This window comes from Chitinophaga sp. LS1, assembly GCF_034274695.1.
Lineage (GTDB): Bacteria > Bacteroidota > Bacteroidia > Chitinophagales > Chitinophagaceae > Chitinophaga.
The window spans coordinates 8,461,228-8,484,296 of the sequence record NZ_CP128362.1 but is presented as its reverse complement, the minus strand read 5'-3'; the positions used below and the strand labels follow the sequence as shown (position 1 = coordinate 8,484,296).

Below are 23,069 nucleotides of genomic sequence, written 5' to 3'. Positions count from 1 at the left end.
GTTTCATTTATTTATGATCCACCCCCTTTTCAAATCATTATTTTTGATATAAATCCTTTTTAATATTATAGACGAATTGCCATCTTAGTGAAAGTTGAAAAGCTGCACCACCCACCAGTGAACCGATGATTGCCCCACCTAACACGTCAGAAGGGAAATGTTTACCGACGTACACCTGTGCATAACAAATTGCTGCTGCCCATATCCACAACCAGTTCCATTTTTTATCTAAGTAATGTCTGATTGCAAAGAACCAATAAGTTGCCAATGCAAAGTGATTGGCAGCGTGATTGGATGGGAAGGAGTATTGGCCGCCACAATCCACCAGGCTTCTTACCATACCGTTCAGTTCCGGATCATAGCAGGGGCGTAGTCTGCCTATGAATGGTTTAACAAACTGTGCACACATTGCATCTGTAAATGCAAAGGCCACCAGGGTCATAACGATAAACAACACTGCATTGTGTTTCAGCTTACGGATGCTAAACCATAACATAAACGCATAGAGGGGAATCCATGTGAGTGGTTCTCTTATGGCTATCATGATGGGATCCAGAAATTTAACATCTGTATCATGATTAATAAGCATAAAAAGGACCTTGTCCAGTTCCCTGAACGAATGTAATATGTCCATAAATAAAGTCGTTTACACTGAATTTCAATTGGCAATGCCGGGCTTGACAATGTAGGTCTTGTCACTGGCGGCAGCTTCTATCAATCGTTTTTTTAAGTTGTAGGTATCCTATTCAATCTATTCAGACTGTAAGTTAATTATTTATTCAAATGTCCACTTTTTGTTCATAATCATTTAATATTAGCGACGAGGGTCGAAAGTTTGTCGATATACCGTTTTTGCATAGCTGTGTTCGCTTTTCGGGTCATATCGCAGGAATCTGAGTGCTGGTCGCGACAATTCCGGCATATGCCTATAAGCCTGCCTGATTTATCGGATTCAGTTGTAGTATTGACCCCGCAGGCTACCTGTACGCGAACGAACATAGACCTTTATGAAGTGTACGATACTATCGTATTTTTTATTGATTGCCTTTCCCATTTCTCTTGTTGCCCAGACTATTGTGTCAGGAACAGTGACCGACGCCGGCACCCGTGCTCCCCTGCAGATGGTGAGTATTGTGATTGCTGGCAAAACAATCGGTACACATTCTGACGAAAAAGGTCATTTTACGTTGACGGCTAACGAACCATTTACACAGATCTCCGTTTATGCAATGGGATACAAAACGGTGAAATTTGCCGTAGTACCCGACAAGCAGCAGGTGATCAACGTAAAGCTGGTGCAGGATACCTATGGTCTCAATGAAGTTGTGGTCAAATCGGGGAAAAGGCAGAAATATTCGAATAAGAATAATCCTGCTGTCGACCTGATCAGGGAAGTGATTGCACATAAATCAAAGAACCGTCCGGAAAATTATGACTATGTAGAGTATCATAAATATGAAAGGATGTTACTCTCACTCAGTCATCTGACAGATACCTTTCGTAACCGGCGTCTCTTTAAAAATTACCAGTTCCTTTTTACAGAGCAGGATTCCAATGCCATTGGTGGCAGGTTGATGCTGCCTGTGTATATGGAAGAAAAGATGTCTGACAATTATTATCGTCGCAATCCTTATACCAAAAAGCAGATTATCCGTGCCAGCAAGCAGGTGAAGTACGATGAAAATCTGATTGATAATAAAGGCTGGTCTTCCACACTCAATTTCTTTTACCAGGATATAGATATTTACCAGAATAATATCATGGTGATGACGAACCAGTTATTGAGTCCTGTGGCTGGTGGTGCACCAGGGTTTTATAAATATTTCATCACAGATACGGTAGATAATCAGGTGGTACTGGATTTCAGTCCCCGGAGTAAAACAGACCTGCTCTTTGAAGGGCGGTTGTATATCAGGCTGGATAGTACATATGCCATATCGCGGGCAGAACTGACGGTGGATAAGCGTATCAACCTGAACTTTGTACGGCGTATGGAAGCCAACCTTACTTTTGATGAGCGAAACCAGTTGAAAGAAAGTACGCTGAAGATGGATTTTGGTCTCAGCAAAGAGAAAGGAAAAGGGATGTATGGAGAGCGTATTGTGCAGATAGATAGCTTCTTCCTGGATAAAAAAAGACCTGCTGCAGATTATGCAGGACCTGCGGTAGAAACGCTTGCAGATGCGGAGAAAAAGGATACCGGTTACTGGACCTCGAATCGTCCTTTTGCATTGTCAGGGCCAGCGTCGGGGGTATACAAAAATATGGATAGCCTGCAGCATACGCCTTCTTTTAAGAGAGCGGTGAACTGGGCTACATTTTTATTGATCGGGTTTAAAAACTTCGGGCCTTTTGAAATAGGACCGGTGAATACTTTCTACAGTTTTAATTCGGTGGAAGGTTTCCGGCCACGCTTTGGGGGCAGAACGACGGAGAAACTGAGCAAGCGGATTTACTTTGAAGGGTACGTGGCGTATGGGGTAAAAGATGAACGCTTTAAGTATTTCGCGAGTGCCACTTATTCATTGAACAATAAATCAATTTATACTTTCCCTCAACATTATATCCGGGCCAGTTTTCAACACGATACCAAGATTCCGGGGCAGGAACTGCAATTTGTGCAGGAGAACAACGTGTTGTTATCATTCAAGCGCGGTACCAGCAATCAGATGCTGTACAATGATTTTTTCAAGGTAGAGTACATGCGTGAGTTACAGAATCATTTCTCTTATTCCTTTGGATTTAAATACTGGGACCAGCATCCGGCAGGAGGATTGTCTTTCCAGAAACTGGTGAATGAAGAGGCGGTCAATGTAGCAGGTGTGAAGACCAGCGAAGTGAATATGACATTGCGTTATGCACCACATGAACAGTTTTACCAGAGTAAATTATACCGTACACCGATTACAGATAAGTATCCTGTATTTACATTGCGGTACAACCAGGGTATTAAAGGATTGCTGAATAGTGAATACAATTACCAGCATGTAGGATTGAATATATCAAAGCGGTTTTATTTGTCACAGCTGGGGTATACGGATGTGAGTGCAGAAGGTTCATATTTGTTTGGACAGGTACCGTTTCCATTGCTGGATATTCACAGGGCGAACCAGACGTATTCCTTTCAGTTGCAGTCTTACAACCTGATGAACTTTTTGGAGTTTGTGAGCGATCATTATGCAGGTGTGAATATAGATCATCACTTCAATGGATTTTTCTTTAACAAGGTGCCATTGTTACGCAGGTTGAAATGGAGAGAAGTGGTGAATGCGAAGTTCCTGTGGGGTGGGTTGAGGAGTGAGAATGCAGGAAAACTGATGTTGTTCCCTTCCGGCACCTATTCGTTGAGTAACGGGCCTTATATAGAGGGAAGTGTTGGTGTTGGCAATATCTTTAAGATCATCAGGGTCGATGTGGTAAAGCGGTTCACTTACCTGGATCATCCGGATGTGCCATCATGGGGAATAAGGGCGATGTTGAAGTTTGATTTTTAAGCGATAAGTAGTATATTAGTTATCGCGCTATGAACGAAAGAATGTTTAAATTCCTGTTAGCAGATGACGACAGGGAAGATCAGGAAATATTGATGGAGTTACAACCTATGACTTCGGCGGCTTTGTAACCTTTGATCTTTTCGCCGCCTTTATTCCAGTTAATGATACACCCATCTGTGTCGAGGAGGAGGATGGCATAGTCTTCCATTTCTTCCACCATTTTGTGGTATCGCTCCTCATTGCGAAGGAGGGTTGCGTTTTTTTGTTCAGCAAGCTGTAGCAGGCGCTCGTACGAAGCGGAGTCATCTGGTAGTGGTCTTGTGTCCATTGGAATAATGTATGTATCGTCCGAAACAAATATAAGATAATAGGAAATAGTTTCTTATTTTATCGGGAATAAAGAGTTCACGTATGAGATTACTTACCTCTATGATGTTGGCAATGTTTTGCAACATGAATAGTCATGCACAACAACTGAATATTATTCCTGAGCCTGTATCTATGCAAGTTCATAGTGGCACTTTGGCACTGGGGCAGGACATTAGCTGGACGACAGATGTTAAGAGTGCTTCCTTATCATTAGCGAAGGCACAGCTGGAAGCGGATTGCAGGAAGAATATAACGGGTTTGAATACAACTAATATTTCCCTGACCCTGTTGAAAAAAGAAGATAGTGGAATTGGTGCAGAGGGCTACCTGCTTGAAATTGATAAGGATGGTATTCATATTTCTGCGAATAAAGAGAATGGATTGTTTTATGGGTTACAGACAGTGCGGCAGTTGCTGGTAACGCCGGATGTGCCTTACCTGACAATCAGGGATTATCCTGTGGTAGGGTGGAGAGGCATGATGCTGGATGTATCCAGGCACTTCTTTACCAAAGCAGAAGTGATGCGGTATGTTGATGAAATAGCTGCTTACAAATTTAATGTGCTGCATTGGCACCTGACAGATGATGGTGGGTGGCGTATAGAAATAAAGAGTTATCCTAAGTTGACAGAAGTAGGTGCATGGTGTGTGGAAAAGTATGGTTATTACGGTGAGTTTTCAGCACCTGGAAAAGATGCAAAGTATAACTATGGTGGATTTTATACCCAGCAGGATATAAAAGACATTGTACAATATGCAAAGGCGCAGTATGTCGATATCCTTCCTGAAATAGATATTCCTGGTCACTCTATGGCGGCGGTAGTGGCCTATCCGGAGTTGTCAGGTACAAAGGATGCAGTGAATTACAAGGTGTATTCAGGTGAAAAGGGTTTCATGGATTGGACGGATCATGGTATAGTAGCCCGGTATGATAATACCCTCAATCCTGCCAAACCAGAGGTGTATAAGTTTTTGGATAAGGTTTTTGGAGAGGTAGCGGGTTTATTTCCTTTTGGTTATATACATGTAGGTGGTGATGAATGTGCGAAGAATTACTGGCAGAAAGATCCGAATGTGACTGCGTTGATGCAGAAGGAAAAACTGAAAAACTATGAAGAGGTGCAGGCTTATTTTGAAAAGAAAGTAGAAGCGATTGTTGCATCCAAAGGTAAGAAACTGATAGGGTGGGATGAGATCCTGGAAGGTGGGGTGGCACCAAATGCTACCATTATGAGCTGGAGGGGCGAGAAGGGGGGAATAGAGGCCGCCCGTTTGAAACACCAGGTGGTGATGACCCCGAACAACTATGTATACATTGACTATGTGCAGGGAAATAAGTATATGGAATCAAAGGTGTATGAAAACCTGCGATTGAAGAAGGTGTATGCATTCAACCCGGTACCTGCTGGTGTAGATCCAGCCTATGTTTTAGGTGGGCAGGCGAATTTGTGGACAGAGCAGATCTTCGATTTCAGCAAGGTAGAATATATGACCTGGCCACGTGGATTGGCGGTGGCGGAGAGTTTGTGGAGTCCGGCATCAAAGAAAGACTGGCCGCGTTTTGTAGAGAAGGTAGAGCAGCATATGAAGTTATTAGACAGAGATACCGTTAATTATGCACCTTGTATGTATGAGCCGGATGTAACCCTGCAGTCAGGTGTGTGTACGTTTATTCCTGAAATAGATGGATTGGAAATGCATTATAGTGTGGATAATTCATTCCCGGATATAAAGTCTTTATTATACAAGGGGCCTTTTGTGCTGCCAGAAGATGCGGTAATGCTAAGGGTTGTCAGTTTTAAAAAGGGCAGGCCGGTAGGCAGGATAATTTCCATACCTGTAGCTGAACTTAAAAAGGGGTAAGGGATAATTTTAGAGGAGAGGCTACTTTAGAGGGGGCATCTACTTTAGAGGGGAAGTTATTTCTTCTTTTTTTCGGCATTTTGTTTTACACGGTAAATAACGATTTTAGTAATAAGATCCAGGGGAAGGGGTTGATCCAGGGGAAACTGGATCGACCCCTTTCCCTGTTTATAAGGCGCTAATTCCTTTTCAAACGCCCTGATGCCTGTAGGGGCAGGGTAGAACCCAATATGGTGCTTAAATGCCGCATAATGCACCAGATTGCCATTTAGTACAAAGGTAGGTATAGCATATTTTATAGTTTCTGTAGCATCAGGGGCAGCCTGTTGTATGGTTTGTCGTACCTGTTGTAGCAGGGCCTGGATGTGAGTGGGAAACGAAGAGATATATTCGGTGACAGTCATGTTGGTTATCATGTTGGTTTAAAATTTGTTTCCGCTAATTTAATGTTACCTCTTTACAAAACCGCTTTATTGAAGGGCCTGTTTCTGTTCATTTTGGCAGGCTGTTGTACCAGTGCATTTGGCCAGGTACCTGTACCGGCTGCCGATACGCTGAAGGGTGATTCTTCGCGTGTTCATTTGAATAACCCTGTAGTCGTTGAAAGGCTGGAAACGCAATTTGACTTTACCGATCTCGTCAGGGATATTTTTCATGTGCACAGGGATCCGGATAAGAAACCTTCAGGTATCATCATTGTTCCGAATATCGCATCCAATCCCAGTATTGGGTCACAGATTGGTATCAAGGCGGTAGCCGGGAGGAAGCTGGGTAATGATCCGAATACTTTATTATCGGTAGGAGCCACTTCAGCATCTATCACTACAAAGGGGATCATCTATTTCTACATCAGTCATAATATCTACACACCGGGGAATAAATGGAATTTTCAGGGGAACCTGGTAGCTGCAAAAACGGTGACACCTGATTATGGTTTGGGGATAGGGATAGATCCTGCGGGTAGTGAAACGGATAAACAGCTGGCAAATCCTGACCGTAAGGCACGGGGACTGCATGCGCAGTTTTATAACTTCAGGGAGAAGGTGTATAAGGAGGTGGTGCCGCATTTGTTTTTAGGAGCAGGGGTATCATTTGATATCAGGAGAAAACTCACAGAAACAGATACTTCAGGGAATACGCCTTATGATATTTATAGTGACAGGCATGGGTTTCACAGGGATCACTATATGGCAAACGGGTTGTTGTTCAATGTACAGTATACCACGAGGGATAATCAGAACCGGGCATATAAAGGGATGTATATAGATGCGGGTTTCAGGTTGAATCAAACCTGGCTGGCGAGTACGCGGAATGCGTTGCAGTTTACATCTGATTTTAGAAAATACTTTAGTTTGTCGCAGCGGAATCCGGAGCATGTGGTCGCGTTCTGGAACTGGGGATCTTATTTGATAGCGGGGAATATTCCTTACCTGGAATTGCCGGGTACGAGCAAGGATCCGTCGTTTAGAAGTGGGAGGGGGTATACGGTAGGGTATTTTAAGGGGACGCAGTATAACTATTCGGAGGTAGAGTATCGGTTTCCGATATTAAGGAATAAGTTCCTGAGTGGGGTGGCGTTCTTTCATATGCAGACGGCGAATGATGCATCAGGGACAAAGTTGTTTCAGGTGTGGCAGCCGGGTGGTGGTGCGGGTTTGCGGGTGTTGTTTAATAAGCTGACGAGGACGAATTTGTGCCTGGATTATGCCTGGGGTAAGTTTGGAGCGAAGGGGTTCTTTTTGGGGTTGAATGAGGCGTTTTAGTTGGAAGGGATTTGGTTTGCATAAAGCGGTTTAGAATGCCAGTCTTTTTTTCATTTCTTCTACTACATTACACATGAAATGATACTCTTTTCTTCATTTCTTCTACTACATTGTAAATGATGAGACAGGTGCTGTAATGAGTGAAAGTGGTAAATAGTCGTTTATTAAACTTTGGCAGGTGCAGTGCCGGAAATTCCCGACAGCCGGCAAAGCGGTGTTCGTAGATGGTGCAGCGGCTTTCGTGCAGGAAATGACAGGGGATGGTGTTGATGATCATCATGTCATTGCTGGAGCCGGTTTCGATATATTTTTCCTTGAGTTCGGTATTGGTGGTGTTGAGATGTGTAGCTAATGCAGTGACTTCATCTTCCGTAACATTGATCATGAGGTTACGGCAGCAATTACCACAGGAGGTGCAGTCTATTTGTGGGGTGATGAGGGTATCCAGTTCCTGTACAAGTTCATCTATGTCATCTGAGTTTTGTGATTGCAGGTATGATCTGAATGCGAGATTTTCAGCTTCCTTTTCTTCCGCAGCGCGTGCGATTTCTGTGAGTGTGGTAGTCAGTTTCAAGCTGCGAAGGTAGGTGAATTTTTAAGAAAATAGAAACTGATACACAATCAAATCATTCAGGTTCTTTCATCGTTACTGTGCAGTCTGAAGTAGTACCACCACCTTTAACCTGAGAAGCAGTTTGTTTGTCCAGTTCAGCGATTTTCTTCTTGTTGAGTTTAATTTTCTTTTTCATGATTCTTTTTAGAGATTGTACCTTACTCTAATACGAATTTCAGACTTGACGCGATGGATCCAAAAGTTTATATTGATCCTACAATAGTTATAGTAATAGTTGTCCGGATATAGCTATGTTGTAGCTATAACATTTCAATTGAATTGAACCTGACAATGTATTTATAGGAAAAACCCGAGTCTGTTTAGCCTCTCCACATTAGTCAAACAAACATTTCCTGTGTTTATATAATAGATATCATCGCTGATATCACATATTTCACGTACTAAATGGTCTGTGACCAGGAACCCTTTATTCTTCTTTTCGTGACTGATTATTTCTTTTAATCGTTCTATATAAATTGGCATCAGATAAACAAACGGTTCGTCCAATATGGTGAACAGCGTATTTGAGCGAATAACCAGGAAGGCTTCTATCAGCTTGGTTTCACCACCTGATAATTGGCCTAACCTGTCCGCTGTTGAAAATTTCAGCTCTGGGAAGTATTCAAAAAAATCACTTGTCTCCATGGAGAAAAAATCAAAAGCTTCTTTTACTTTAAGCGCTTTAGGTAAAAAGGAAGATTGTGGCAGGAAGTTTATCAGACCTTTCACCTTATACAGATCATTCCGCAAGTAGGTATTATTCAGTCTTACTGATTTGTTTTCCGCATTTACAGTACCATAGATCACCTTAAATAAAGACGATTTACCTTGGCCATTTCTTCCTATCAGCGTCGTTATACGACCCGTTTGTGTTTTTATATATACATCCGAAAGTATCTGTCTCCCCATGACGCTATATGTTACACTATCAACTTCTAATATATTCATCGGGCTATTGAATTTTGTGAGGTAAGGAAAGCCAGTATGCCAAATAATAAGAAGTCTAATAGATACGTGTAAATATAAAGTTTGTTTGGATTCACGTTTAGATTGTAAAAGAAATAATATTCATTACTTCTATACGTCTTTAACAGGAAATAGAATACAAGGTTACTCAGGGCTTTCATCCATATAATAGCCCCTATTGTATTCGTTAACTGAAATCTCCAGATAACTAAACAGCATACTATTGTGAACAGCACGGAGGGCAGTATAAACCTTTTGCAAAAGATAAATAACAATTTTATCATTAAACTACTCCTGCTAGTGGTACTTTTCTTTATCATTTTACTTACCCGTCAGTTTGTGTTTTTGCAGTGTTCCATTTTCGTCGACCTTAATGGGTACCTGTCAGCATTGGTCGGATATCCGGCTCATCGCAGTTGAGATAAAGTACTTTTCCTTTAGCCTGTTCCATAATTGCCTGAAGCAAAGTGGTTTTTCCTACCTGCCTGGGTCCGGTAATGATAATGGCTTTCCCTTTGAAGAGATTGCTGATAATCTGATCATATATATATCTTTTAATCATTTTCGGGCTGAATTATATAGCAAATGTAGATCTCATAAACCTGAATTTGCAATAAATTCCAGGTTTATAATCCCTGAATTTAATTGAATTTCAGGTTTACAAATCAATAAATTGGGTTTCAGTGAATGAAAGACTATTCTCGCCAGGATGGATTATTTTCTGGAATACCGCTTTTGTCCAGACCACCATTCCTTTTGAGTTGATAGAGTGGTATCATTATATATGATAAATTTTTTATGTGGTGTATTCTCTTTGAAAAAGCTATTACGGTCATTGTATCTAGCTTAAAGCATCGGTAATAAAAATAAATAAACCTCCTCAGAAGTGCTTAAAGGACTACCTATCTCCATTAGGTATCTGAATAAAACGAGGCCGTATCTTACTTAAGAAATACAGCCTCGTTTAATTTCCTTGCGGTCCCAGGTATCATAACCTCGAACCAGATTATGCAGGATCGGGTTTATTTAGGGGGTTGTTAGACTAAATTGAGTAAATATAGTTTGGTTAAAGTTCGAGGGTAGTATAAATAGATGTCAGGATTTAGTCCGGGCGTGTAAATTGGACATTACCTATCTGTACAAGCTTATTTCCATCCCCCTCCTAAACTTTTGTACAACGTTACTAATGATGTCAATTGTTGCAACCGGTCGTTTACGCCGCTTAATTGTGCAGATAAATAGGACTGTTCAGATGTTAAAACATCGGTATAGGTGACGTAACCGTTTTTAAGTAGTTCGCGGTTGTAATCTACAGATCTGAACCAGGCATCAAGTTGCAGCTTACGTGTTAAGGCTTTATCCTGAACTGCTTTGTAGTTGTATAACGCGTCAGAAACTTCGCGACCGGCATCAAGTACTGTTTGCTGAAACGTTGCCACATTCTCTTCGTATTGTGCTTTCGCAAGTTGCAACCGTTGTTTGTTCTGTCCTTTGTTAAATACTGGCTGTGTTAAACCTCCTACAACATTACCAAAAATGGTAGCGCTTTTAAACAGATCGCCAACGGTTGCCGATTGCCAACCACCCTGGGCTGTAATATTAAGAGTGGGATAAAAGTAAGCGCGGGCTACATTGATCTGCTCAAAATAGTACCTGACATTATACTCCGCCTGTTGTACATCAGGGCGGTTGCTTAGCAATTGTGCAGGCACACCGGTTTGTAATGTAGTGTCTACCTCTTGCCCATCAAGCATGTTTCTTTGAATTGTACCAGGATGTCTTCCAGTCAAAACGCACAATGCATTTTCAGTCTCGCGAATACTGTTTTGCAGATCGGGTATGGTAACCTCGGCCGCATAAAGGTTGGCCTCACTTTGTGCAACTGATGCTTCATTTACACGATTAGCTATCTTTAATGCTTTATTAGTTTCTACATCTTCTTTACGGTTATCCACAGTTTCCACAGTTATAGCCAGTTGCTTATCGTAAGCCAACAGGTTATAATAGTTGGTAGCAATGTCGGCAATCAGTTTCGTCTGAACAGACCGTTGGTAGGCATAAGTTTGTAAAAGTAATGCGAGTGAAGCCTTTTTGGCACTACTTAATTTTCCCCACAAGTCTATTTCCCAACTGGCGTTGCCTTGAACCGCGTAAACGTTTGCTGGTGTAAAACCCAGGTTCCCGCCTTGTGTAGCAGCAACTTTTTGCTTCGTGTACTGTGGTTCAACGCTTAGTGTGGGTAAAAATGCTGCTTTGGCCTGACGCAAGTTGGCTTCGGCTTGTTTGATCCGGGCCACGGCAATTATTAAATCGTAATTATTGGCAATGCCTTCCTGTATCAAAGCCTGCAATTTGTCATCCTTAAACATCTGTCTCCAGGATAAATTTGCGATGGTAGCTGTATCTGTAGTGTATGCGGCGCGGTACAGGCTATCTGTTTCAACAGCAGGGCGTATGTAGGCCTGCCTTATTTTGCATCCAGGCAATATTAGTACAGCCACTGCAATTACAGCAGCTGTACGTGTAAGATATTTTAAGTTCATGTTGTTTAATTTAATTAATGATCATTAATCTAATGCAGGAATTACCACCTCACCTGGCTTCTTTTTTCCGCTGAATTTTTCCTGTAATGTTTGAAAAATGATGTAAAGGACAGGAATAATGAATACACCGAATATTGTTCCTACTAGCATTCCGCCTACAGCACCGGTGCCAATAGAGCGATTGCCGGCAGCACCAACACCAGATGAGAACATCAGCGGCATCAGGCCCACAATAAACGCAAGTGACGTCATTAATATAGGCCGCAAACGTGCTGTGGCAGCTTCAATGGCGGCGTTTACAATTGTCATACCTTTCTCTCGCCTTGCAACTGCATACTCAACTATCAGGATAGCATTTTTAGCGAGTAAACCAATGAGCATCACTACAGATATTTGCATATATATGTTGTTATCTATCCCCATGATCCTTGCAAAAAGGTAAGTGCCAAACAAGCCTACAGGAAGGGATAATAGAACAGCAAACGGTATAATATAACTTTCATAAAGAGCGCTCAGTAAAAAGAATACAAACACTATACAAAGTATATAGATGAAAACTGTTTGTCCACCAGAATTTACCTCTTCACGTGATAATCCTGAGTAGTCAAAAGTATAACCGGCAGGCAGGGTTTGGGCCGCAGTTTCTCTCACAGCATTAAGTGCATCGCCGCTGCTAAACCCGGGTTTGGGACTGCCGATAACAGATATATTATTATACAGGTTGAACCTTGACAAACTTTGTGGTCCATTAACAGAAGTGAGGGTAACAAATTCGGACACAGGCGCCATGTTACCAGATGCATTTTTAACATATACATTATTGAGGCTCTGTGAATTGCTCCGGTATTTAGCATCAGCCTGTATCATAACCCGGTATTGTTTACCAAACTGGTTAAAGTTAGAAGCATATATACCACCGTAATACCCCTGCATAGTTGACATCAGATCGCTGGGTAAAATGCCGGCTTCTTTTGTTTTGGCTACGTTTATATTCATTAAATATTGAGGGTAGTTAGGATTGAACCCAGTAGCGCCGTATAAGATTTCCGGACGTTGGTTAATTGCTCCCAGGAAGCCACCGGCTACTTTGCTGAAATTTTCAACGCTGCCTCCTGTTTTATCCTGCAGTTCAATGGTAAACCCGCTTGAGTTACCAAAGCCTGGTACAGTTGGTGGTGCAAAGAAGATGATTTTTGCATCTTTTATTCCGGCGGTCATTCCAAATAACCTGCCAATCACATCATCTACTTTTACCCCCTCTCTTTTATCCCACGGCTTTAACTTAAATATGAGCAATCCAAAATTGCTACCGGTACCATTGATAATGCTTTGCCCGGTTATTTTTGCCCGGTTAGCAACTTCAGGTATATTCTTCGCCATATTGTCTACCATATTGGCAACCTGCATGGTTTTTTCAAGAGAGCTACCCGGCGGTAAGCTGATATCAGCGAAGATGGTTCCCTGATCTTCATTGGGCACAAAACCGCCTGGCGATGTTTTCATGAAGAAAACGAGTAATGCGGTAAATAGAACTACTGCAGACGGAATGATCCATTTTTTGCGGGTTAAGAAGCCTATTGACTTTTGGTATTTGCCCTTTAAGGCATCAAAACCGGTATTAAAAGCCATATAAAACCTTTGCAGCAGGTTTTTTCTGGTTCCATTATGTTCTTCATGTGGTTTCAAAAACAGGGCGCATAATGCGGGGCTTAGCGTTAAGGCATTGATCGCTGAAATTACAATTGCTGAAGCCAACGTTAAACCAAACTGTTTAAAAAATACCCCTGAGCTACCGCTGATAAAAGAAACCGGAACAAACACGGCGGCCATGACCAATGTAATTGCTACGATAGTTCCGCCCAATTCAGACATAGCATCAACAGATGCATTGTATGCTGATTTATAACCTTCATCAAGCTTGGCATGTACCGCCTCTACGACTACTATAGCATCATCTACCACAATACCGATGGCCAGGACCAAAGCAAAAAGCGTTAGCAGGTTAATTGTAAAGCCAAACAAGCTGAGACAGGCAAACGTACCGATGATAGACACCAAAACCGATATACCCGGAATAAGGGTGGAGCGAAAATCCTGGAGAAAAATAAAAACAACAAGGAAAACCAAAATATAGGCTTCTATTAAAGTGTGTACTACTTTTTCTATAGATGCACCTAAAAAGTCATTCGCGTTCAACAAGGGTATATAACTAACACCTTCGGGAAAAGAAGCGGAAGCTTTATCAAGTGTAGCTATGGCATCCTTAATAATGGCCTGGGCATTGGATCCTGCCGTTTGGCTTATAGCAATAACTGTTGCGGGCTGATCGTCAGTATTCATAGTAGAAGAATAGGTGAGGGAACCCAATTCCAGCCTGGCGATATCCTTTAATCGTAATAACTGGCCATCAGTTTTAGAACGCATAATGATGTTACCAAACTGCGTGGTATCGATCAACCGGCCGGTATATTTAATGGTGTACTGAAAAACCTGGTCGCTGTTTTCTCCAAATTTACCGGGCGCAGCATCAAAATTTTGTTCTGCAAGCGCGTTGTTCACATCTGCAGGGGTTATGCCATAGGTAGCCATTATATCCGGCTTCAGCCAAACACGCATGGAATAGTCCTTTGTACCAAATGAAACTACACTGCCCACGCCGTTTATCCGCTTAATTTCCGGTATAAGATTGATGTTGGCATAATTGCTTAAAAATGTCTGGTCATAAGACGGATTATTACTTTTAAGCGCAAAGATGAGCAGGTTACTACTTTGCTGCTTATCTACAGTTACTCCTGCTTTGGTTACTTCGGCAGGCAGTAAATTAGTGGCCCTTTGCACCCTGTTCTGTACGTTTACAGCGTTTATATCTGAGTTTGTACCAAGTTTAAAGTATACAGTGATGGTAGCATCACCATCATTAGTGGCGGTGGATGTCATGTAAGTCATTCCTTCTACACCATTTATCTGCTCTTCCAGTGGTATAATAACGTTTCTTTGGATTACGTCTGCGCCGGCACCAGTATAAGTAGCCGATACCTTAACTGTAGGGGGGGCGATTTCAGGGTATTGTGTAACGGGGAGCCCTAAATAAGCTAATACTCCCAGTATTACTATTATTACCGATATTACAGTAGATAAGACCGGTCTTTTTATGAATATCTTAAGCATAATATTTTAAAGTTTTGTGTGAACCATTACAGTGAATTGACCTACTTATGTTTACCTGCATCAGCATATAAGCTATCGGTATTGGTCGGTAGTGGTTTGACAGCCATACCCGGTTTTAAGTTACCTACACCTTCTACTATCAGCTTATCACCTTTTTTCAAACCGCTTTCCACCACATATAGATTTCCAATAGGATTTTCGGATACACTTACACTGACATTTACAGTATTATCTTTATCGTTTACTGTGTAAACAAATTTTTGTCCCTGCATATCATATGTAGCATTTTGAGGAATCAACAAAGCGTTCTCCATTTTAACAGGTATTTTGATGGTCGCACTACTTCCGCTGCGTATCAGGCCAAGCTTGTTGGGGAAATTGGCCCTGAAACTTACTGATCCTGTTTCTGTACTGATTAGCCCACTGGCTGTAACGATTCTTCCTTTTTCCGGATACTCTGTGCCATCAGCAAGTATTAATGACACATCTTCCATGGTTGCCAGTTTTTCTTTAAGCGTTGCGCCTTTTACCGTTCTTGAAAATTCAAGTAGTTGTTTTTCATTTAAAGAAAAGTATACGTAAATGTTATTTGTGTTGTAAACCGTGGTAAGTGGACTTGCCGATGTGCTGCTTACCAAACTACCAACCTTATAGGGTATTGTTCCTATAACGCCGTTAGAAGGACTGGTTAAATAGGTATAACCTACATTTACTTTAGCGTTAACCAGGTCGGCCTGGGCTGATGCCAGAGAGGCTTTTTTGGAATTTAAGGCATATTGTTTTGATTTTAACTCGTAATCGCTGATGATCTTTCTTTCCACCAGGGGCTTTACCTTTTCTACATCCATTTCTGCAGTCTGAACGTCTGCCTCTGCTATCTTAACAGCAGCAATAGCGCTTCTTACAGCGGCTTCGTATTGTGGATTCCGTAATTCAAAGAGTGGCTCACCTTTATGTACGGTTGCACCTTCGTCTACAAATATGTTTTGAATAAAACCATCAACTTTAGGGCGTATTTCAACATTCTGTTCACCTTGTATAGTAGCAGGATAGCTGTAAAACATGGTAGCATCTCCTGAGTATACTGCTGCGGATTTATAAGGGGGAGGTCCTGCGGGGCCACCTGCTCCGGGTCCTGCTGCTCCATGTCCTGCGGCTGCAGGTTTACTCCCGCATGAAGCTAATACTAGCAATGTTGTCGACAATTGAATGATTAGTAGTACCTGGTTTATTTTTATTGGCATTTTCATACTTATATGCATTAATTGATGTGATTATTTACAGCGTATTTTTTTATTGATGGCACAAAGTTGAGTGTTAGACCATCATTAAAAAATGTCTGTAAGGAGTGAAAGCATGTGTATATATCGCATTTAACTATTTGCCTGCATTTGAATGAGCCATTTAGACATATTGTTACCACATACAGACATGGATACATCCCTTTTTAATACCAATATTTGTATTGTTTTCACAAGCAGTTAATCTTTATAAGATGTCATTGAAAAATAAAGTCGCGATTTTAGCGGGTAGTACTGGTGTAATAGCGATAAACATTGTAAAAATGTTATTGAAAGAAAATGCCATTATTATAGTACTCGCGCAAAGCGCCAAGGATCTGTTATGGATCAAACAAATGGAGACAATTTCGAACGGGGGTTCAATCATCACTATGCTGGCTGATTATCCTGATTATTATAAGGCGGAACAATTGGCGGATGATATTATTGAACGTTTTGGTCAAATAGATTTGAGTATTGCCTGTTTTGAAAGTGCTACACTCAATAAGCCTCTTAATGAGGTAGAAATTACGGAATGGGAGCGTACTATTGAACAAAACATAACAGCTTTTTTTGTTGCTGCAAGGCTATCCATCATGGGTATAAAAAAATCCCGGCAAGGTATGTTCATCAGTATCGATTTTACGGACCATACTTTAAAAAGGAAGCTGGCTAAACTTACCCGCTTATCACTATGCATGCAAAAAGAAATGGCAAAAATGTTCTTCGAAGAAATAAAGGACACAAATATGGAATATTATCATTTATATGTAGATCCTAAGAAGAAGAACAAGGCTAAAAATAATTATATCCATCCGGATGAGTTGGGAGCATTAATACTGGATTTGTATGACGGCAATACAAAAGACAAAGGAACGCTGTTTCAATGGATGCAGAATAATCATTAATCAATAGTTAAATATGGAACATACTCATAAGAAGGTGGTAATAATAGGCGGTGGTTTTGCAGGGTTAAACCTGGCTAAAAATCTGGTAAAAACCCCTGGTTATCATATTACATTGATTGACAGGAATAATTATAACTTTTTTCAACCGTTGTTATACCAGGTAGCTACGGGTTTTTTAGAGGTTTCCAGTATAAGCTATCCTTACCGGAAATTGTTGCAGGGTAAAAAGAACATTCACTTCTGTTTAGGCCGGCTGGTTGAAATTTTACCTGCAGAGAATAAGGTATTGCTGGATGTAGGGGAGATGGAATATGATTACCTGGTTTTGGCAACTGGTACTAAGAGCAATTATTTAAATCTGAAAAACATTGAAGCAAATGCATTACCCATGAAGACATTAGATGACGCTATAAATATGCGTAATTATTTGCTACAGCAAATTGAAACAGCTTCCAGGGTAACGGATATTGCTGCAAAGAAAAAGTTAACTACTATTGTTATTGTAGGGGGCGGTCCAACAGGAATAGAAATAGCTGGTATGCTTGCTGAAATGACAAAAAGTATTTTGCCTAAAGATTACCCTGAATTGAATGATCATGCAGGTGGTATCTATTTAGTAGATAGTCATCACTCCTTACTATCTTCAATGAGTGAGCGTTCACAAGCCTATACTTATAATAAATTACAGGATATGGGGGTGAGGATTATGCTAGGTGCACGCGTAACGGATTATGTAGATGATATGTTAATGTTATCTACGGGTGAAATTATTCCAGCTAAAATTTTAATATGGGCAGCAGGTGTTACAGGCGAGGTATTTCCAGGTATTCCCCAAAGTTCCTATGGCAATGGAAACCGTTTAAGAGTGGATGCGCACAATACTGTAAATGGTTTTTCAAACATTTTTGCTATTGGTGATATCGCTTTGCAAACCAGTGATCCGAACTATAGCAATGGTCACCCCCAGGTAGCGCAGGTAGCAATACAGCAAGGTAAAAGTCTCGCTTATAATTTAATGGCAATTAATAGTAATAAGCCCCTTAAACCATTTACCTATTTTGACAAGGGATCAATGGCTATTATTGGAAGTAAAAAAGCGGTGGCAGATATGCCAAAGCAGAGAATACATTTTAATGGATTTATAGCCTGGGTGATGTGGTTGTTTATACATTTAACCTATTTAACCAATCATCGTAACCGTGTTAAAACTTTTTATAACTGGATGCTGGCCTATTTTACAAAAGACCAGGTATTACGTATGATCATCAGGCCATCTTCAAGAGCATAGGTCATTATTATCGCTTTAGTAGTAATTAATTTATTGAGATATACTTAATTTGTATCATGTTTCATAAACAGGGTTAAGGAATATAGAATCTGGTTTAATTTAATTAATTTGGTCTTTCACTCATGTCAATTGTCATGTTAAGTTTATGAAAACCAATAATATTTCCTCCATTCATAATTATACGATAAATGAAGTCAGTACTGACATTGGGCATAAGTGCCCGGCTAAAGATTTTCTCACTTTCAGGAGTGATGAAGTAAAACCTAAAGAGGAGATATTAGGGAACCCTATACGTTCAGATCATTTTTCAATTGCGTTGGTTATTGAGGGGGAAATAGATGTTCAAATCAACCTGGTTAATTACTGTGTAAAAAAGAACAGCCTTGTCGTCATTCCTTTTAATACTATACACCAGATTCAAAATCATGATGATAAATCCATAGTAATAGTTGTTTGCTTTTCACATGATTTTATTGGACAGTCCCGGGTTAGCGAAAAGCATCTATCATCCTATGGTTTCTTCTCTCCACAAAATAATCCTTATTTAATATTGGACGATGAGGATGCTGACGCATTGCATGGAGTTATAAAAATGTTGCATAAAGCGAATGATCCGGCATATGAGCATCCGTTTAAGGCGGAGATAGTTCAACATGGGTTTAATATTTTTATTTATGAAGTAGCTGCTTTATTTAAAAAGTACCGACCTAATGAAGAAGTGAAATTAACCAGGAAAGAAGAGATATTAACATCTTTTTTAAAGCTGCTTTTTCAACACTTCAGGGAAGAGCGCGGGGTTCAATTCTACGCAGATGCGCTCTATATAACACCTAAGCACCTCACTAAAATGGTAAAAGAAGTTACTAATAAGACTTGTGGTGAAATGATTGATGAAATTGTGATTTTAGAAGCAAAAATAATGCTGAATGATCTTGGTCTCTCAGTGGCCACGGTGGCGGCGCAGCTGCAGTTTAGTGATCAGTTTTTCTTTAGTAAATTTTTTAAAAAGCATACTGGTATTGCTCCTAGTAAGTATAAAGGAGCGGTTAAATAGGGTTTATAAAGATGTGGAGCAGTATAGGCTAAAAGGGGAATTTGTTAAAAGATATCATCATTCGGGCCAGGAGGTTCGCACCTCGCACCAATTTATGGCGGATTTATATAACATTAATATTCTCAGTGGTAAAATTTACTGTTAAGCATATTATTAACAGTATAATATCTAAAAGTAATATTTTCAAAGAGTTAAAGCAATTACTGCCTAAAGATTAATTTTCCATATTTGATTTTAATTATATCGGGCCATAAGTGCCATCATTTGATAATGATGGCCCGTATTGTTTTTATATCCGGCCATAACTGTGTAACTTTATATAGTTATGGCCCGATATAAAATATTCGCTGGTTAGGACAAGTAATCTATCAATTTGATACTAAATTTTATTTTCAATCGACTTTTACTAATCTTATTAAAAATCTTAACCACAAGATCAAAAAAAATATACCCCAAACCCCGACATTATTATTTGCACACTTAATCCCTGAAAAACACAAAACTTATAATAATACTTAAAAGAGACACTTAGGATAAATTCAGCTTCTATTTTACAAATATTGTAAAATCTTCGACATCCAATCTTACCTTCGCGGCATTTACATAGGGATCTTTTTCAGTATCTCTGTACCCCACAGCTAATAATACAACGCTTTTTAATCCCTTTTTCTTTAGTTCAAGGATTTCATCAAATTTTGCTGGATTAAACCCTTCCATTGGCGTAGTATCTATGCGCAATTCCGCTGCTACAGCCAAACCAGTACCCAAACCAATATATGCCTGTTTGGTAGCCCATACAAAATTCTCTTCTTTAGATCTCCCGGTAATGTGCGCCGTCAAAATTTCCCTGAAACCTGATAAAGATTCAATCGGAAGTCCTCTGGTATCAGCCATGCGTTGCATGTATTCGTCAATGTCAGATGTAGAAAGCTCTTCCTTTGCCGCAAATACAAGTAAATGTGAAGCTTCCGTTATTTGAGGATTAAATTCGCCCTTACCTAGTTGCGCACGTATTTCCTCATTTTCAACTACAATGACACGATACGGTTGCAAGCCAGCTGAAGATGCTGAAAGGTTAATAGCATCTAAAATTGTTTGCAGATCAACATTGTTAACTTTTTTATTGCTAAATTTCTTAACAGCATAACGCCATTTTAAAGATGTAATTAAACTCATCTTTTTATTTTGAATGTTTTAAAAACAGGTATTATTTAATAAAAAATTTATCTGCAACCAGGAACTAATCTTAAAGACCAAATACTTCGATAAGGCCATCCTTCAGTCCAACAGGTTTCCTGCCCAGCAAGTTTTCCAGATCATTAGTTACAATTTCAAACTGCCTGTTCTTTATATCAAGATTAAAACCGGTTACTACAAAGACGAAAAACTCATCCACTCCGGCACTTTTCAATTGTTCTGCAAATAGAGCAGGATCTGCTGATGTATAGCTAATAGATTTCCCGGTAAGCTTTGCTAACTCATCTGCAACTTCCGCATATCCATACAATTCACTGCCTGTTATATCATATATTTTATTCTCATGACCCTCCTGCAATAACACATTTGCAGCTGCTTCACCCATTTCCCGTCTTAACGCAAAAGGCACCTTACCATTTCCTGCCGGAAGGAAAAAGCCACTCTCAGACAATTTTTCACCACCAAAAAGGGGAATGGCCTCCATATAAAGTGTGTTTCTAAGGAAAGTGTATGTTAATCCGGTATCACGGATATAATCCTCTGTTTTAAAATGCGCATCCAGTCCTGCTGTAGCTGATGTCTCTATATTTTTGCACGATACGCCAGGATAAACAATGTGCTTTACACCATTTTTTACAGCAGCATCAATCACTTTTTTGTGTTGCTCCAGGCGATGAGGTGCGATAGTAGGAATTAATAAAACTTTGCTGATACCTTTCATCGCCTGTTCCAATGATTCCTCATCATCGAAGTCCCCTATGCGAACATTCACACCTTTATCAATATAACGTTGTGCTTTATTTCCATCTCTTGCCAAAACTGCCAATTCATCAGGTGCGATTGTTTTCAATAGCTGTGCTACTGCAGCTCCACCTAACTGGCCAGTTGCTCCTGTAACTAATATCATTTTCTGTTGTTTTAAAGTATTAAAATATGATGCATATATTCTTCTAGTAGGCCGCCGTAAATCTTACCTGGTGATGTTTCGGATGTTCAATCTCATCAGCTATCACCACTGCAAGATCTTCGCCTGACAGGACATTTTTACCATTTTCATCTGTTACAGGATAGTCTGTACCCAGCCTGTATCGACCTGTTCTGCCAGTAGTAATACCCTGGTGCATTTCCAATGCCGGACTGAAAAACGCCCAATCAAGATCAGTTTCCTGTTTAATAATTTCCAGATAATCTTTAGCAGCTTTTGCGCCGGCATAAAATGGATGATCATTCGAAACAGTATCTATGACCTGAGGACCACCTGGTGAAACATACAAGCTTCCTGCGCCTCCAATGGCAATCAAACGTTTTACGCCTGAAAGTTTTACGGCCGCCTGAATAGCCTGAGCACCTTTTAGAAATTGATCATAGATCTCCGGGTTATTCCATCCCGGGTTAAATGCATTGACGACAACATCACAACCCTTTATTGTTTCAGCAAGTCCGGCAACATTCATCACGTCCATACTGATATAATTAATAAGAGGAGTGTCTGTTATTGAGCCCTTTCTTGATATACCTAATACTTTGATATTCCTATTTGCTAATTCTTTGGAGATATGGTGACCAGTAAAGCCGGTAGCACCAATTACAGCAACTTTCATTGTAAATAGATCAGTTTAATTATTATGGTCTTCTAATACCATTTGTTTCGGCGATATTGCCAAATTTTCCATTCTTAAAATCTTCGTATGCTTGTCTTAGTTCCTGCTCGTTGTTCAATACAAAAGGGCCATTCGCAACAAAAGGTTCATTATTGACTTCTCCGCCCAGCACTAGAAAGTTTGCATCCTTCTTCGCCCTGATCTTAATAAAATCGCCATCCCGCTCAAAAAGCGCTGCGTCGCCGGCATTTACCTCCTGATGATCGTTTACTTTCAACTTCCCGGTCAACAGGTATATAAATACATTTTGGGTCGGATCAACAGGGAGATCCAGGTAAGTATTTTCTTTTAAAGAAATATGCCAGTAAATGACCGGCATTAAAAGTTTGATAGGGGATTTAACCCCGTATACTTCCCCCAGTATGACTCTAATGGTGACATTTTCTGAAATAACCAGTTCGATATCATCTTTCTTCAGGTAACTGGCGGAAGGATTCGATTTTTTCAAGTGGGATGGTATGTTCAACCAGCACTGTATACCTTGAAAAACACCGCCATTTTTATATAAATCATCCCCGGTCTCCTCCATATGCAAAGCACCCCTGCCAGAAGTAAACTGAATAAAATCACCCTCATAATATTGGAAATCATTGCCCATACTATCACGATGATGAGCGTTACCTTTCAAAAGGTAAGTTGTGGGAATGATACCCGCATGTGGATGCGCATCTACCCGGAATTGAGCTCCTTTGGGCAGTTGCATAGGGCCAAATTCATCGATCAGGAAAAATGGGGAAACATGGTTTTGATCATTCCCTTGAATAACATTTTTCAATGTCATCTTACCCATATTTGAACCGGATGATTTGATGACTTTATACAAGCTGCGTGGTACCTTCTTTTGTGTGGACATTGCTACCGACATTAAATCTGTTGCTAATATGCCTGTTGCCATAGTAAAT

At 40.3% G+C, this 23,069-nt stretch carries 20 protein-coding genes; 6 read left to right on the top strand and 14 right to left on the bottom strand.

What is annotated here, in order from left to right:
* Positions 1-37: 37 nt before the first annotated feature.
* On the bottom strand, positions 38-634 hold the full coding sequence (locus QQL36_RS34765) for a phosphatase PAP2 family protein (protein ID WP_321568386.1): 597 nt from the start codon (positions 632-634) through the stop codon (positions 38-40).
* 373 nt (positions 635-1,007) lie between these two features.
* Here QQL36_RS34765 and QQL36_RS34760 point away from each other — a divergent pair, with 373 nt between their 5' ends.
* Positions 1,008-3,494, top strand: a complete 2,487-nt coding sequence (locus QQL36_RS34760) for a DUF5686 and carboxypeptidase-like regulatory domain-containing protein (RefSeq protein ID WP_321568385.1) — start codon at positions 1,008-1,010, stop codon at positions 3,492-3,494.
* A gap of 79 nt (positions 3,495-3,573) precedes the next feature.
* Here QQL36_RS34760 and QQL36_RS34755 read toward each other — a convergent pair whose 3' ends face one another.
* A complete protein-coding gene (locus QQL36_RS34755; protein WP_321568384.1) occupies positions 3,574-3,822 on the bottom strand; it encodes a PAS domain S-box protein in 249 nt (82 codons plus the stop codon).
* Positions 3,823-3,905: 83 nt separating this feature from the next.
* Between QQL36_RS34755 and QQL36_RS34750 the strand changes: the two genes are divergently transcribed.
* The gene (locus tag QQL36_RS34750) at positions 3,906-5,726 is read left to right on the top strand and encodes a beta-N-acetylhexosaminidase (RefSeq protein ID WP_321568383.1); all 1,821 of its coding nucleotides are present in this window, start codon (positions 3,906-3,908) and stop codon (positions 5,724-5,726) included.
* A 56-nt stretch (positions 5,727-5,782) separates the two neighbouring features.
* On the opposite strand, the gene QQL36_RS34745 is transcribed toward QQL36_RS34750, so the two are convergent.
* On the bottom strand, positions 5,783-6,142 hold the full coding sequence (locus tag QQL36_RS34745; RefSeq protein WP_083726883.1) for an iron chaperone: 360 nt from the start codon (positions 6,140-6,142) through the stop codon (positions 5,783-5,785).
* Positions 6,143-6,199: 57 nt separating this feature from the next.
* On the opposite strand from QQL36_RS34745, the gene QQL36_RS34740 reads away from it, so the two are divergent.
* Positions 6,200-7,489: a hypothetical protein gene (locus QQL36_RS34740; RefSeq protein ID WP_083726947.1), complete on the top strand. Its 1,290-nt coding sequence runs from the start codon at positions 6,200-6,202 to the stop codon at positions 7,487-7,489.
* Positions 7,490-7,556: 67 nt separating this feature from the next.
* On the opposite strand, the gene QQL36_RS34735 is transcribed toward QQL36_RS34740, so the two are convergent.
* From QQL36_RS34735 to QQL36_RS34705, 7 genes are all read right to left on the bottom strand, one after another.
* The gene (locus tag QQL36_RS34735; protein ID WP_320577076.1) at positions 7,557-8,063 is read right to left on the bottom strand and encodes a YkgJ family cysteine cluster protein; all 507 of its coding nucleotides are present in this window, start codon (positions 8,061-8,063) and stop codon (positions 7,557-7,559) included.
* Positions 8,064-8,115: 52 nt separating this feature from the next.
* Positions 8,116-8,238, bottom strand: a complete 123-nt coding sequence (locus tag QQL36_RS34730) for a class I lanthipeptide (RefSeq protein WP_321568382.1) — start codon at positions 8,236-8,238, stop codon at positions 8,116-8,118.
* A gap of 161 nt (positions 8,239-8,399) precedes the next feature.
* Positions 8,400-9,050, bottom strand: coding sequence for an ATP-binding cassette domain-containing protein (locus QQL36_RS34725; protein ID WP_083726887.1), 651 nt, complete (start codon positions 9,048-9,050; stop codon positions 8,400-8,402).
* A 388-nt stretch (positions 9,051-9,438) separates the two neighbouring features.
* Positions 9,439-9,630, bottom strand: coding sequence for an AAA family ATPase (locus QQL36_RS34720; RefSeq protein WP_321568381.1), 192 nt, complete (start codon positions 9,628-9,630; stop codon positions 9,439-9,441).
* A 583-nt stretch (positions 9,631-10,213) separates the two neighbouring features.
* Positions 10,214-11,611, bottom strand: coding sequence for an efflux transporter outer membrane subunit (locus tag QQL36_RS34715; RefSeq protein WP_083726891.1), 1,398 nt, complete (start codon positions 11,609-11,611; stop codon positions 10,214-10,216).
* A 24-nt stretch (positions 11,612-11,635) separates the two neighbouring features.
* Positions 11,636-14,779, bottom strand: a complete 3,144-nt coding sequence (locus QQL36_RS34710) for an efflux RND transporter permease subunit (protein ID WP_321568380.1) — start codon at positions 14,777-14,779, stop codon at positions 11,636-11,638.
* A 41-nt stretch (positions 14,780-14,820) separates the two neighbouring features.
* Entirely contained in the window at positions 14,821-16,023 is a 1,203-nt protein-coding gene (locus QQL36_RS34705) for an efflux RND transporter periplasmic adaptor subunit (RefSeq protein ID WP_321568379.1), read from the bottom strand.
* 251 nt (positions 16,024-16,274) lie between these two features.
* On the opposite strand from QQL36_RS34705, the gene QQL36_RS34700 reads away from it, so the two are divergent.
* The 3 genes from QQL36_RS34700 to QQL36_RS34690 all read left to right on the top strand — a co-directional run bounded on the left by QQL36_RS34700 (position 16,275) and on the right by QQL36_RS34690 (position 19,309).
* Positions 16,275-16,967, top strand: coding sequence for an SDR family NAD(P)-dependent oxidoreductase (locus tag QQL36_RS34700; RefSeq protein ID WP_321568378.1), 693 nt, complete (start codon positions 16,275-16,277; stop codon positions 16,965-16,967).
* A gap of 13 nt (positions 16,968-16,980) precedes the next feature.
* Positions 16,981-18,255 carry an NAD(P)/FAD-dependent oxidoreductase gene (locus tag QQL36_RS34695; protein WP_321568377.1) on the top strand — a complete coding sequence of 425 codons (1,275 nt, stop codon included), beginning with the start codon at positions 16,981-16,983 and terminating at the stop codon, positions 18,253-18,255.
* Between the two features lie 145 nt (positions 18,256-18,400).
* On the top strand, positions 18,401-19,309 hold the full coding sequence (locus QQL36_RS34690; RefSeq protein ID WP_083726899.1) for a helix-turn-helix domain-containing protein: 909 nt from the start codon (positions 18,401-18,403) through the stop codon (positions 19,307-19,309).
* A gap of 546 nt (positions 19,310-19,855) precedes the next feature.
* On the opposite strand, the gene QQL36_RS34685 is transcribed toward QQL36_RS34690, so the two are convergent.
* From QQL36_RS34685 to QQL36_RS34670, 4 genes are all read right to left on the bottom strand, one after another.
* Positions 19,856-20,485, bottom strand: coding sequence for an NAD(P)H-dependent oxidoreductase (locus QQL36_RS34685; protein ID WP_083726901.1), 630 nt, complete (start codon positions 20,483-20,485; stop codon positions 19,856-19,858).
* Between the two features lie 70 nt (positions 20,486-20,555).
* Positions 20,556-21,413, bottom strand: coding sequence for an SDR family oxidoreductase (locus tag QQL36_RS34680; RefSeq protein WP_083726903.1), 858 nt, complete (start codon positions 21,411-21,413; stop codon positions 20,556-20,558).
* Between the two features lie 43 nt (positions 21,414-21,456).
* The gene (locus QQL36_RS34675; protein ID WP_083726905.1) at positions 21,457-22,107 is read right to left on the bottom strand and encodes an NAD(P)-dependent oxidoreductase; all 651 of its coding nucleotides are present in this window, start codon (positions 22,105-22,107) and stop codon (positions 21,457-21,459) included.
* A gap of 22 nt (positions 22,108-22,129) precedes the next feature.
* Positions 22,130-23,062, bottom strand: coding sequence for a pirin family protein (locus QQL36_RS34670; RefSeq protein WP_179091250.1), 933 nt, complete (start codon positions 23,060-23,062; stop codon positions 22,130-22,132).
* Positions 23,063-23,069 lie beyond the last annotated feature (7 nt).

Coding starts and splice junctions, on each gene's coding strand:
- QQL36_RS34765 (WP_321568386.1), bottom strand. CDS start 634: ATGGACATATTACATTCGTTCAGGGAACTGGACAAGGTCCTTTTTATG.
- QQL36_RS34760 (WP_321568385.1), top strand. CDS start 1,008: ATGAAGTGTACGATACTATCGTATTTTTTATTGATTGCCTTTCCCATT.
- QQL36_RS34755 (WP_321568384.1), bottom strand. CDS start 3,822: ATGGACACAAGACCACTACCAGATGACTCCGCTTCGTACGAGCGCCTG.
- QQL36_RS34750 (WP_321568383.1), top strand. CDS start 3,906: ATGAGATTACTTACCTCTATGATGTTGGCAATGTTTTGCAACATGAAT.
- QQL36_RS34745 (WP_083726883.1), bottom strand. CDS start 6,142: ATGATAACCAACATGACTGTCACCGAATATATCTCTTCGTTTCCCACT.
- QQL36_RS34730 (WP_321568382.1), bottom strand. CDS start 8,238: ATGAAAAAGAAAATTAAACTCAACAAGAAGAAAATCGCTGAACTGGAC.
- QQL36_RS34725 (WP_083726887.1), bottom strand. CDS start 9,050: ATGAATATATTAGAAGTTGATAGTGTAACATATAGCGTCATGGGGAGA.
- QQL36_RS34720 (WP_321568381.1), bottom strand. CDS start 9,630: ATGATTAAAAGATATATATATGATCAGATTATCAGCAATCTCTTCAAA.
- QQL36_RS34715 (WP_083726891.1), bottom strand. CDS start 11,611: ATGAACTTAAAATATCTTACACGTACAGCTGCTGTAATTGCAGTGGCT.
- QQL36_RS34710 (WP_321568380.1), bottom strand. CDS start 14,779: ATGCTTAAGATATTCATAAAAAGACCGGTCTTATCTACTGTAATATCG.
- QQL36_RS34705 (WP_321568379.1), bottom strand. CDS start 16,023: ATGCCAATAAAAATAAACCAGGTACTACTAATCATTCAATTGTCGACA.
- QQL36_RS34700 (WP_321568378.1), top strand. CDS start 16,275: ATGTCATTGAAAAATAAAGTCGCGATTTTAGCGGGTAGTACTGGTGTA.
- QQL36_RS34695 (WP_321568377.1), top strand. CDS start 16,981: ATGGAACATACTCATAAGAAGGTGGTAATAATAGGCGGTGGTTTTGCA.
- QQL36_RS34690 (WP_083726899.1), top strand. CDS start 18,401: ATGAAAACCAATAATATTTCCTCCATTCATAATTATACGATAAATGAA.
- QQL36_RS34685 (WP_083726901.1), bottom strand. CDS start 20,485: ATGAGTTTAATTACATCTTTAAAATGGCGTTATGCTGTTAAGAAATTT.
- QQL36_RS34680 (WP_083726903.1), bottom strand. CDS start 21,413: ATGATATTAGTTACAGGAGCAACTGGCCAGTTAGGTGGAGCTGCAGTA.
- QQL36_RS34675 (WP_083726905.1), bottom strand. CDS start 22,107: ATGAAAGTTGCTGTAATTGGTGCTACCGGCTTTACTGGTCACCATATC.
- QQL36_RS34670 (WP_179091250.1), bottom strand. CDS start 23,062: ATGGCAACAGGCATATTAGCAACAGATTTAATGTCGGTAGCAATGTCC.